Annotated in this window: 1 protein-coding gene; it reads right to left on the reverse strand. The window is 49.0% G+C overall.

Translation table 11 applies throughout. The features are described from left to right. Positions 1-8: 8 nt before the first annotated feature. The coding region (locus ACI43T_RS12260) for a hypothetical protein (RefSeq protein ID WP_405387405.1) at positions 9-241 on the reverse strand (233 nt) is incomplete at its 5' end.

Genomic DNA, 241 nt, shown 5'->3' on the forward strand with positions numbered 1-241 from the left:
GATTTGTTTCATGGTAACCCCAGCGCGGCTTTAACTCGCTCAGAACGGCTCGTACCTGACCTTGCTTTACTTTGTGAAGGACACTTGGCCCAGTTGTTTTTAACCTCGCTTTCAAGCCAAGAGCGAAGCGTTACAGCCAGCGGTTTTCGAATCGTTGCTGGCATGATGGAGTCCTTCCACTTTCGAAGCCAAAGCCCAAGATCATCGTCTGAGATTTGGTACTTTTCAGCCTGATCAAGGA

Source organism: Neisseria oralis, from assembly GCF_045062685.1.
Lineage (GTDB): Bacteria > Pseudomonadota > Gammaproteobacteria > Burkholderiales > Neisseriaceae > Neisseria > Neisseria oralis.